This window comes from Oscillibacter sp. GMB15532, from assembly GCF_041020825.1.
GTDB lineage: Bacteria > Bacillota > Clostridia > Oscillospirales > Oscillospiraceae > Oscillibacter.
This window is the reverse complement of record NZ_JBEVTO010000006.1, coordinates 243,192-253,446: the sequence shown is the minus strand read 5'-3', so window position 1 is coordinate 253,446 and position 10,255 is coordinate 243,192. Positions and strand designations below refer to the sequence as shown.

Here is a 10,255-nt window from a genome sequence, read left to right as displayed (position 1 = left end):
GTAAGATCAATTTTCACAGAATAGAAAGAGCCGCCATCCAAAAGGATGGCGGCTCTTTTTTGTGTTCGGATTATTTTTGCGTATTCTCAGATAGCAGCTTTCGTTTTTTACGTTTATACACTATGTTAAGGCGGCATGACCTTCCGGTCATGCCGCCTTTTTTTATAAGAATGAAGATCATCCAAATCCATGTCAGTCGTTGCTCGTCTGGATCAGGTCGCGGGAGCGGCCCGCACGCAGAATATAACTATCTGTGTCGTGTCCCAAAAGCTGCCTGAGCTGGCGCGAGAGAGCAATCACTTTTACAATGTCAATTCCCGTGTCAATTCCCGACTCTTCACACATATGGAGCACATCCTCGGTGGAAATATTACCGGCAGCACCCGGAACAAACGGGCAGCCTCCAAGACCGCCGAAGGAACTGTCAAACTGCGTCATTCCGGCCTCCATGGCAGCCAAAATGTTGGCCATGGCCAGACCTCGGGTGTTGTGGAAATGCAGCCACCAGGATATCTGCGGATAAACTTCCCGTACATGGGCGCACATATCGAAGACCTGATTGGGAACCGCCATACCAGATGCGTCTGAAAGGGAAATCTCTGTGATGCCCACCTTTAAATAGGCCTGGATAATCGCATCCACCTCTTCCTGCGGAATTCGTCCCTCCCACGGGGAGGCAAAGGGCATGGAAATGGACCCAGAAATTTCGATTCCGTGACTCTCAGCCGCCTGAACACAGGACGCAAATCCCGCAACGCTTTCCTCCGGAGTCATATTTAGATTTTTCAGGTTGTGCTGCCGACTGGCAGAGACGTTCAGCTTGACCTTTTTGCAGCCGCAGTCCGCCGCGCGCTGTACTCCTCTCAGATTTGGAATCAGGGCGCGAAGTTCCACCCCCTGCACATCTCCAATCAAGCGGTATATCTCGTCGGTATCCGCCATTTGGGGAACCGCGTTGGGGTTCATAAAGGAGCCAACCTCAATTACCCGGAATCCGGCATCAATCAACCCGCCCAGCAATTCCAGCTTTTTCTGAGTGGGAAGCTGCTCCTTCTCGTTTTGCAGTCCATCTCTCAAGCCAACCTCACATAGTGTCACGGATGATGGTAGTTTCATTACTAATCCCTCCAATTTTACATTTTTCTTTATATTAAGAAAGACTGGCGAAAGAATCCAATACATTTTTTATATCATCGCATAGATTGCCTTTATCACGAAAACCAACATATCTTGTCGGCTTCATTTTCACCCTCTCGCGCAGCGCATACATTTATAATTCGACTTGCACACGCTTCGCGTTTTGTAGATATCCAACAATTAATTTGTAAAAACTCTTGGGTAATGGAAGAAATAAAACGAACAAATTTGCTCTAATTATGAAAAATATCGATAAATACACAAAAAATAAGCATTAGACTTATTTTGTAGCTTCAATATAAAATCGAGCCATAGCAAAGCGAAAATTAGCAATTTTGCCTAGCGCACATGAAAGGAGTCCATACAACCATGAAGCAATTTTCGTTGGCATATCTGACGGTTCCGGGAATTGACCCCTTGGACCAGATTGCCATTGCCCAAGATGCGGGTTTCGATTTTGTCAGCTTACGAACAATTCCCATGGGACTTCCCGGCGAGCCTCCCGTCTGTTTGGAACGGGACCCGGACTTGGCCCGAGCCATTCAAAAGAAGCTTTCGGATACAGGAATGAAGCTTTTGGACATTGAACTGATGCGTATCCGGGAAGATCTTCCCTCCGACTATCGCGAAGCCTTTGAACAGGGTGCCAAGCTGGGTGCAACACAGGTTTTGTCCAGCGTCTGGACGCAGGATTACGATTTTGCCGTTGATCGACTGGGCACGCTCTGTGAGCAGGCAAATCAGTTTGGGTTGACCGTTAATCTGGAATTTCCTGCTGTCTCGGGGCTGACGACCCTGGCCGATACCGTCAAAATTCAGGATCAGGTACATGCTCCAAATCTTAAAATTTTGGTGGACATGATCTACGCTTACTGGGACAAAGTCACACCCGAGGACATCCGCGCCCTGGCGCCGGAGCGGTTTGGCCTGATTCACCTGTGCGACTGTCCAAAGGAAATGAACACCGAATTTATGCAGGTGGTCCGTGAGGGGCGGGCTTACTGCGGAGAAGGCGCGGTGGACATTGCGGGGCTGCTGAAGGCGCTTCCTGATAATCCATGCTCCATTGAATTGCCCAATATCCAGCACATCGCAGAGCTAGGTGCCGCCGGACATGTGGCCCGCTGTCTGGAGACGGCCAAAGTATATTGTACACAGCACGGTTTGTAATCATTTACTTAAAATACGGAAAAGAGGATTCCCATGAACATCGATATCAACACGAAAATGGTTACGCTGATCGGCACGCCTCTGAATCAGTCCTTTGCCGCCCGGATGCAGAACGCCGGTTATGAGGCCGCCGGACTGAACATGCTCTATTTTTACACAGAGGCGGACAAGGAGCATCTGGGCGACATTGTGAATGGATTGCGGTATATGAATTTTGCCGGTTTTGCCGTTACAAAACCCAACAAAGTCCGGGTACTGCGCTATCTCGATGAGTTGGACCCCTTGTGTCGGAAGATGGGCGCCAGCAATACGGTAGCTAAGACGAAGGACGGAAAATTGATCGGTTACAACACCGACGGCATCGGCTTTTACACATCACTTACGCAAGATGGCGGTATTGAGGTAGACCAGTCCGTGTTCTTCTGTTTCGGCGGCGGCGGCGCCGGAAGGGCCATGTGCTCCGTTCTTGCCCATTATGGAGCGAGAAAAATTTACATAACCGATGCCTTTGAGCCTTGTGCCAAGTCGCTGGCCGCAGACATTAACGAGAACTTCGCTCCGGTGGCCGAATTTGTACATTATGAAGACTTTTCCAAGCTGGCCGCCTGTGACGTGGTGTTGAACGCCAGCGGCGTCGGTATGGGGGCTTCCATCGGGCAGTCTCCCATGCCTACCGAGCATATACAGCCCAGCCAGTTCTATTTTGACGCCTGCTATAATCCGGGCAAAACCCAGTTCTTGCTCAACGCTGAAGAAAAGGGCTGCCGGGTCCTTAACGGACTGGATATGTCGCTCTATCAGGGTGCCGCGCAAATCGAGCTGTGGACCGGGCAAAAGCCGCCTGTGGAGGCCATGCGTCGGGAGCTGCTGGCGATTCTGGCCGAACAAAGCCAGTGACCATCTCTCAAATAGATACAAGTAAATAGGAGGTAGAAGATGAAAGCGCTTAAATGGCTGGATGACCACTTTGAAGAATCCATTTTGGTCATTCTACTGGTGGTAATTTCCTGCGTCAGTTTGATTCAGGTTATTATCCGAAACATCCCTTGGATTCCCTCCCTGCAATGGGCAGAGGAATTCTGCCGCTTCTGTTGGATATGGAGCGTGTTTATTTCCTTGCCCTATACCATTCGAAAGGGCAACATGCTTCGTGTCAGCGTACTGCTAGACTTACTCTCCGGGTTCCTGCGCAAGGTGATCAACATCCTGGTGGACCTGGTTACCACCGGGTCCATGGCCCTGCTGGCTGTTTACTCCGTGACAGTTGTCAAAAACGTAATGAGCAGCGGTGAAGCTTCTCCGGCCATGCTGTGGCCCATGTGGATCGTGTACATCGTGATGCTCATCGGCTTTGCGCTTGGAACCGTCCGGGGCCTGCAGCAGGCCGTCATCCATGTCATTCATTTCAGAGAAAAAGAGCTGACCACCCTGGAGCAAACCATGCAGGATGCGGCCGAAGAGGCCGAACTGGCCAAGGGTGAGAAAGGAGCGGGCGAATAATGGCTGCATTATTGGTATTTATTGTATTTTTGGTGGCCATTGCGGTCTCCGTTCCTATCGGTATCAGCATGATTTTAGGCTCCGCGGCTCCTATCTTTCTGATGGATAAAGGCGGCTCCATTGCGCAGCTGCTGAATAACGCTTTCTCCGGCGCCAACTCCACCCCCATTCTCGCAGTCCCCCTGTTTATTCTGGGTGGCGTTATTATGGCGGAGGGCGGCATTTCCAAAAAGCTTTTTAACTTCTTTGCCTATTTTGTGGGCCGTCTTCCCGGCGGCGTTCCCTGCGCGGTGGTTATGACCTGTTTGTTCTATGGAGCAATCTCCGGTTCCGGACCGGCCACCACCGCCGCCGTAGGTTCCATGTGCATTCCTTTCATGGTCAGTCTGGGTTATGAGCGCCGGTGGAGCGCGGGACTGATTGCCGTTGCCGGAGGTCTGGGCGTCATTATTCCGCCCTCCATCCCCTTTGTGCTCTATTCTCTGGCCACCGGCGTGTCTACCGGCGACCTGTTTTTGGGCGGTGTGTTCCCCGGTATCTTAATCGGCCTGTTCCTGATGGCCTACGCCGTTATTTATTGTGTACGCAAGGGCGAGGACCGCACATTGATTAACCAGAAGATGTCCGAGCTGAAAGGGCAGGGTCTGGGAAAGCTGTTCCTGGAAAGCTTTTGGGCGCTGCTGTGTCCCGTCATTGTATTGGGCGGCATCTACAGCGGTATGTTCACCCCCACCGAAGCCGCCTGCGTTTCTGTGTTCTATGCACTGGTTGTCTCTTTGTTCATTTATAAATCCATCAAGGTCGAAGATCTGGTTCCCTTCCTGTGCAGCTCTGTAAAGACTTATGGCGGCCTGGCCTTTGTTCTGGCTTTTGCCACCGCTTTCGGCCGCGTACTGTCTTTGACCAAGGCTACCAAGATTGTGGAAAACTTTATCCTGGACAATTTCCACTCCAGCTTCACGGTCCTCACCGTGCTGGTGATCATCTTCCTGATTCTGGGCATGGTCATGGATACCGGCCCCGCCATTATCATTCTGGCGCCCGTGCTGCTGCCCGCCGTGCAAAATTTGGGTGTGGACCCGGTTCATTTCGGCGTAATCCTTGTGTGCTGCCTGTCCATCGGCCTTGCCACACCACCCTTCGGACTGGATCTATTTGTGGCCGGGAATCTGTCGGAAGAACCGCCCATGGCCGTGGCCAGAAGGGCTGTCCCCTTTATTATTGCATTCCTGATCGCTCTGGTTTTGATTACCTATATCCCCTGGTTCAGCATGGCTCTGGTAAACATGCTCTGATCGTCCCTTTCGTTTGTCCCCCTGCCCCCGGTTTTCGGGGGCAGCGGACGAAAATAAAGTGCAATTGGATCAAAAGAAGGAGGAAAAATAAATGAAAAAGTTTGCAGCTCTGTTCCTGTCCATGGTAATGGCACTGTCTCTGGCTTCCTGTGGCAGCACCCCTGCACCCACTTCTGCTCCCGCTTCTCAGAGTAACGATGACCCCTATGCCAACCTGGAGCCCGTAGAACTGGTGGGTGCCGACTCCACTGGCAAGGGCGCTGCCGGTCAGGTCTTTGGTGAACTGGTTGCTCAAAAGGTGAGCGAGATTACCGGCGGTAAGCTGACCATCGACTATCATCCCAACGGCGACTTGGGCGGCGACGCCGACCTGCTTCGTCAGATGCAGAGCAACGACATCCAGATTGTCGTCTGCCAGACTGCCCCCGTTGTCTCTTTTATCCCCGAGATGGCCGTCTTTGATCTGCCCATGGTCTTCCCCAAATACGACGGCGACACCATTGACAAGGTACTTAACGGCTCTGACTCTCAGTTTAAAACACAGCTCTCCGCCGCCTATGAAACAGCCGGCTTCCATCTGCTGGGGTTCCTGCAAAACGCCACCTATCGCCTGACTACCGCCAATAAGGATTTGACAGATCTGTCTTCTTTCAAGGGGCTGCAAATCCGCACTATGGAAAACAACAACCACATGGCTTTCTGGACCGCTATTAGCGCCGAACCGACGCCCCTGGCCTTCTCCGAACTGTATTTCGCATTGCAGAGCGGCGCTGTGGATGCGGAAGAAAACGCAGCTGACACCATCGTGGGCAACAACTTCAATGAGGTGCAAAAATATCTGGCCTGCACCAATCATATTCTGTATGTCAACCAGATTTCGATCAATAAGGACGCTTATGCAGACCTAGACCCCGCTTATCAGGAAGCGCTTGACCAAGCCGTGAACGTGGCGCTGGCCGTGATGCGTCCTGAACTGACCCAGATCGACACGGACAACAAGACCACCTTGGAAAAGGGCGGCATGACCATCATCAACTATGACAACTCTTTCTTTGACGAAGTTCTGAATCTTCAGGGCGTAAAGGATCTGTACAGCAAGATCGACGGAGAAGTCGGCGGTCTGGGCACCTCTTTGCAGGACGCTTTGGCAGCAGGCTGATTAAAGACCTCCTATATCGTTGGCTGAAAGGGGTCGGACTGCCGCCAAAAGGCGGCGGCAGCCCGACCCTCACTTTTTTTCGCACCCCCTGTCAGAAAGGAGTTTCTTCATGAAAGCCAAGCCAAGCAACCAGGCTTTCTTTCCGCTGTTGCTCACCTTCTTCTTTTGGGGAAGCGTGTATGTTGCAGGGAAAATGATTGCCGAGGATATTCCACCTCAGCTGCTGGCATGTCTGCGGTGCACTGTGGCCATGGCGCCTCTGCTCCTGATGGCCCGCGGCTGTCTTGGCACCAAAATTGCCCGGGAGGATTGGAAATACTTTGGTTTGGTAGGCTTTCTCGGCTATTTTTTTACTATTTCACTAATTCAGCTGGGAATCTCCCTGACCGGGGCATCCATGGCTTCTTTAATCAACGCGCTGACTCCTGTATCCGTCACCGTGATGGCCGCCTTGATTCTCAAGGAGCGGATTACTTCCACCAAGGTGCTCTGCCTTGTTTTGGCCCTGACAGGCACCGCCGTGGTCACAAGCGGCGCAGACAACCGGGGCGATCTGCTGGGCATTGGCGTGGTGCTGCTTGCCGTGTTGTCCTGGGGAGCGGCCTCGGTATATATGCGCCGCCTCACCGCCAGCTATCCTCCCATTCTGGTCACAACGTACAGCATGGCCATCAGCCTTATCTTTCATATCCCGGCAGGAATCTTCAGCGCCACTCATCAGCCGGTTGTCCTTTCTCCCACCGCGGTAGCCGTGGTTCTCTATCTGGGATTGATTGGCTCCGGCCTGTCCCAATTCACGTGGACAAAGTGCCTTTTCCTCCTCCCAGCCAGCACCTGCTCCCTGTTTTATCCCCTGCAGCCCACCTTCTCCGCACTGCTGGGCGCGCTGATTTTGGGGGAACAGTTTCGTCCCACGTTTTTCATTGGATTACTGCTGATTTCTGTCGATGTAGTCCTGAGCGCCAGAGAAGCCGGACGACAAACAAGGGAAAATGAAAATTTATCGAAAAATAACTAACAATTTGCTGTCCATAAGCGATAATAACATAGAAGGGTATTAAATCCTGTTATATCGCAGAAGGAGTGACAGCCATGAACTTAAAACAGTTACAATACTTTCAGGCCATCGCGGAGTTGGAGCACTACACCCAGACAGCGGAAAAGCTGTATGTCAGTCAGTCCACGCTCAGCCACGCCATTCAGGAACTGGAATCCGAGCTGAATGTAAAGCTGTTTACCCGAAAAGGGCGCAATGTCAAGCTGACGAAATACGGTGAGTTGTTCCTACCCCACGTCAAAAAAAGCCTGGAATCTCTGGAAACCGGAATTTCCATCTTACAGGAGTATAACAATCCAAACTCCGGCACAGTGACTCTGTCCGCCTTCCCCTCTCTGGCTCAGTTTCTGCCGGACATTATTGTCCGCTATTTATCTGAAACCAACCGGGTGGGCGTGCGCTTTCAATTTTCTCAGGACACTTTTTATTTCATACAAGAGCATCTTCTGTCCGGAAAAGTTGATCTGGCCTTTGCGACCTGGATCGACGATCCCCGGGTGGAGCATGTAAAGCTGGGCACCCATCCGCTGGTCCTGCTGGTCCCGTTTGGACATCGACTGGCCCGGCGCGAGAGCGCAAGCCTGAAAGAGCTGGATCAGGAGCCCTTTATCAACTTCGACAGTGCCTCACAGCTGCACTATCAAAACCGCGAGATATTTGAATCCCTGAATATCAACCCAACCATTTTAGTGGAAACGCCACAGGACATCGTCATGTACGGTCTTGTGGCCGCAAACCAAGGGGTAGCCATTACCCCTTATCCCCTGGGCGGCGCGCCTTATAACGTTAAAATCATCCCCATTTCCGACAATGTTCCTGCGCGGGATCTGTACCTGATGTGGTGTAAAGACCGATATATGCCACCTGCGGCTGAGTATTTTCGGGATTACATTATCCGCAGCGGTAAGGTATTTGATCAATTCCGCGCCCGCAACGGCCCAAGCCTTGTCTGAACTGCGGAAACGCGCGTTTGCCCCGGCGGCTCAATATTTTTGAAACCCGACTCTGCGCAGCAGAGCGCCGCATCTTAAGGAGGCAGCAACAATGAGCAAAAAGCTAGTATCCGAACTAATGGTAGATTATCTGGAACGCAGAAGTGTTGAATATGTGTTCGGTCTGTGTGGACACACGGTCATCGGAATGCTGGATGCCCTGTCCCGCAGCACAAAGGTAACTTACATCTCCAACCGCCATGAAGCCGTGGCCTCTATCGCCGCAGACGGCTACGCCCGCATCACCCATAAGGCTTCCGTCGTCATGTGCCATCTGGGCCCCGGTTTGACCAATGTGCTGACCGGTGTGGCAAACGCCGCCTTCGACTCCATCCCCATGGTGGTCATCGCGGGCGACGTACCCAGCTATTACTTTGGCAAGCACCCCCATCAGGAAGTCAACATGCATGGCGACGCCACCCAGTATAAGATTCTGGAGCCCGTGGTAAAGCGCGCCTGGCGGGTGGACGACCCCGAAGCACTGCCTGAAATTTTGGACAAGGCCTTCCGTCTGGCCGAATCGGGCCGTCCCGGCCCCGTCCTCATTGATATGCCCATGGATATGTTTTCACGGGAAATCGATGATGATCTATGGCTGAGAACCTATAAGGACAGTCACATTACCATGCGTCCCGCTCTGGACCCGTCCGCTGCCAAGGCAATTGCAGCCAAGCTGGTGGAGGCAAAAAATCCGGTCCTCCACGCCGGCGGCGGCATCCTGCTGGCGCAGGCCTCCGACGAGTTGGCGGCTCTGGCTGAATTTTTGGACATTCCTGTCTCCCGCACGCTGATGGGGCAGGGGTGCCTGTCCGACTGCCACCCTCTGATGATCGGTCAAACCGGCTTCTGGGGAATGGAATTTACCCACTCTCTCACCGTCAGTGCCGATGTAATTCTGGGCCTTGGCACCCGCTTTGCCGAAGCGGACAGCTCCAGCTGGTATCAGGGCGTCACATTTGACCCCGGTGCCACCACCTTTCTCCAGATCGACATAGATCCTTCTGAAATTGGCCGCAATTATCCTGTGGAGATTGGCGCAGTGGGCGATCTGAAGCTGGGTCTGGCCCAGATTCTGGAGGAAGCAAAAAAGCTTTGCCCTCAGGGAAAAAGCCGCCCCGAACTGCGGGAAAAGATTGCCGCCGCCAAGGCCGCGTTTAAACAATCCAACAAGCCCATTTCCGATGACAGCCGTTTCCCAATGACCCCCCAGCGCATTTTGAAGGACGTTAAGGATGTGTTCCCCGAAGACAGCATCATCTTTACCGATGTTGGCTGGAATAAAAATGGTGTGGCCCAGCAGTTTGACATCACCATTCCGGGCACCATCCACCACTCTTCGGGCCTTGCCACCATGGGCTTCGGCGCCTCCGCCGTTTTGGGCGGAAAGCTTGCCGCTCCCGACCGCATCTGCCTGACCCTGACCGGGGACGGCGGCTTCGGGGTCAATCCCACCTGTCTGGCCACCGCCGTGGAGCAGGGCATTGCCTGCATCTGGGTCGTGATGAACAACTCTGCCTTCGGCACAATTGCCGGGTTGGAAAACGCCAATTATAATACAAAATTCGGAACTGTCTTCCAAACTCCCGACGGAAAGGCATACAGCCCCCGCTGGGCCGATGTAGCCAAGGCTTATGGCGTGGAATCCGTGTGTGTCTCCTCTGCGGATGAGTTTAAGGGCGCCTTGGAGCAGGCTTTGGCCGCCAACAGGGCGGGCAAGCCCTTCCTTGTGGAAGCACCCATGGAAAACATTGTGGTTCCCACTCCCGGCTGCTGGAATATCAACGACATATACAGCCCCAACACGCTGGTGCGGGACGGCAAGCTGATTCTCAAGGAAAACGGGAGCTACGTGGCCCCCAGCCATTCCAAATCCCACAACACCAATTAACTCCCGCCTTATTCCCAAAAACGCGGCGGGACAGTATCACACCGATACCCGTCCCGC

Annotated in this window: 9 protein-coding genes; 8 read left to right on the top strand and 1 reads right to left on the bottom strand. The window is 52.9% G+C overall.

Going from position 1 to position 10,255, the window contains the following annotated elements; genetic code table 11:
* Positions 1-192: 192 nt before the first annotated feature.
* Entirely contained in the window at positions 193-1,116 is a 924-nt protein-coding gene (locus ABVS15_RS09360; protein WP_369283463.1) for a hydroxymethylglutaryl-CoA lyase, read from the bottom strand.
* Between the two features lie 390 nt (positions 1,117-1,506).
* Between ABVS15_RS09360 and ABVS15_RS09355 the strand changes: the two genes are divergently transcribed.
* From ABVS15_RS09355 to ABVS15_RS09320, 8 genes are all read left to right on the top strand, one after another.
* A complete protein-coding gene (locus ABVS15_RS09355; protein WP_369283462.1) occupies positions 1,507-2,307 on the top strand; it encodes a sugar phosphate isomerase/epimerase family protein in 801 nt (266 codons plus the stop codon).
* A 33-nt stretch (positions 2,308-2,340) separates the two neighbouring features.
* Entirely contained in the window at positions 2,341-3,204 is an 864-nt protein-coding gene (locus ABVS15_RS09350) for a shikimate dehydrogenase (protein ID WP_369283461.1), read from the top strand.
* A gap of 39 nt (positions 3,205-3,243) precedes the next feature.
* Complete coding sequence (locus ABVS15_RS09345) at positions 3,244-3,807, top strand: TRAP transporter small permease (RefSeq protein WP_369283460.1); 564 nt, start codon at positions 3,244-3,246, stop codon at positions 3,805-3,807.
* On the top strand, positions 3,807-5,102 hold the full coding sequence (locus ABVS15_RS09340; protein ID WP_369283459.1) for a TRAP transporter large permease: 1,296 nt from the start codon (positions 3,807-3,809) through the stop codon (positions 5,100-5,102). The genes ABVS15_RS09345 and ABVS15_RS09340 overlap by 1 nt, the downstream gene beginning before the upstream one ends.
* Positions 5,103-5,193: 91 nt before the next feature.
* The gene (gene dctP, locus ABVS15_RS09335) at positions 5,194-6,261 is read left to right on the top strand and encodes a TRAP transporter substrate-binding protein DctP (RefSeq protein WP_369283458.1); all 1,068 of its coding nucleotides are present in this window, start codon (positions 5,194-5,196) and stop codon (positions 6,259-6,261) included.
* Positions 6,262-6,370: 109 nt separating this feature from the next.
* Positions 6,371-7,279: a DMT family transporter gene (locus tag ABVS15_RS09330; RefSeq protein WP_369283457.1), complete on the top strand. Its 909-nt coding sequence runs from the start codon at positions 6,371-6,373 to the stop codon at positions 7,277-7,279.
* A gap of 74 nt (positions 7,280-7,353) precedes the next feature.
* Positions 7,354-8,271: a LysR family transcriptional regulator gene (locus ABVS15_RS09325; protein ID WP_369283456.1), complete on the top strand. Its 918-nt coding sequence runs from the start codon at positions 7,354-7,356 to the stop codon at positions 8,269-8,271.
* Between the two features lie 91 nt (positions 8,272-8,362).
* Positions 8,363-10,198, top strand: a complete 1,836-nt coding sequence (locus ABVS15_RS09320) for a thiamine pyrophosphate-binding protein (protein WP_369283455.1) — start codon at positions 8,363-8,365, stop codon at positions 10,196-10,198.
* Positions 10,199-10,255 lie beyond the last annotated feature (57 nt).

Excerpts from the sequence above, each read along its gene's own strand:
- ABVS15_RS09360 (WP_369283463.1), bottom strand. The coding sequence starts at position 1,116 with ATGAAACTACCATCATCCGTGACACTATGTGAGGTTGGCTTGAGAGAT.
- ABVS15_RS09355 (WP_369283462.1), top strand. The coding sequence starts at position 1,507 with ATGAAGCAATTTTCGTTGGCATATCTGACGGTTCCGGGAATTGACCCC.
- ABVS15_RS09350 (WP_369283461.1), top strand. The coding sequence starts at position 2,341 with ATGAACATCGATATCAACACGAAAATGGTTACGCTGATCGGCACGCCT.
- ABVS15_RS09345 (WP_369283460.1), top strand. The coding sequence starts at position 3,244 with ATGAAAGCGCTTAAATGGCTGGATGACCACTTTGAAGAATCCATTTTG.
- ABVS15_RS09340 (WP_369283459.1), top strand. The coding sequence starts at position 3,807 with ATGGCTGCATTATTGGTATTTATTGTATTTTTGGTGGCCATTGCGGTC.
- dctP (WP_369283458.1), top strand. The coding sequence starts at position 5,194 with ATGAAAAAGTTTGCAGCTCTGTTCCTGTCCATGGTAATGGCACTGTCT.
- ABVS15_RS09330 (WP_369283457.1), top strand. The coding sequence starts at position 6,371 with ATGAAAGCCAAGCCAAGCAACCAGGCTTTCTTTCCGCTGTTGCTCACC.
- ABVS15_RS09325 (WP_369283456.1), top strand. The coding sequence starts at position 7,354 with ATGAACTTAAAACAGTTACAATACTTTCAGGCCATCGCGGAGTTGGAG.
- ABVS15_RS09320 (WP_369283455.1), top strand. The coding sequence starts at position 8,363 with ATGAGCAAAAAGCTAGTATCCGAACTAATGGTAGATTATCTGGAACGC.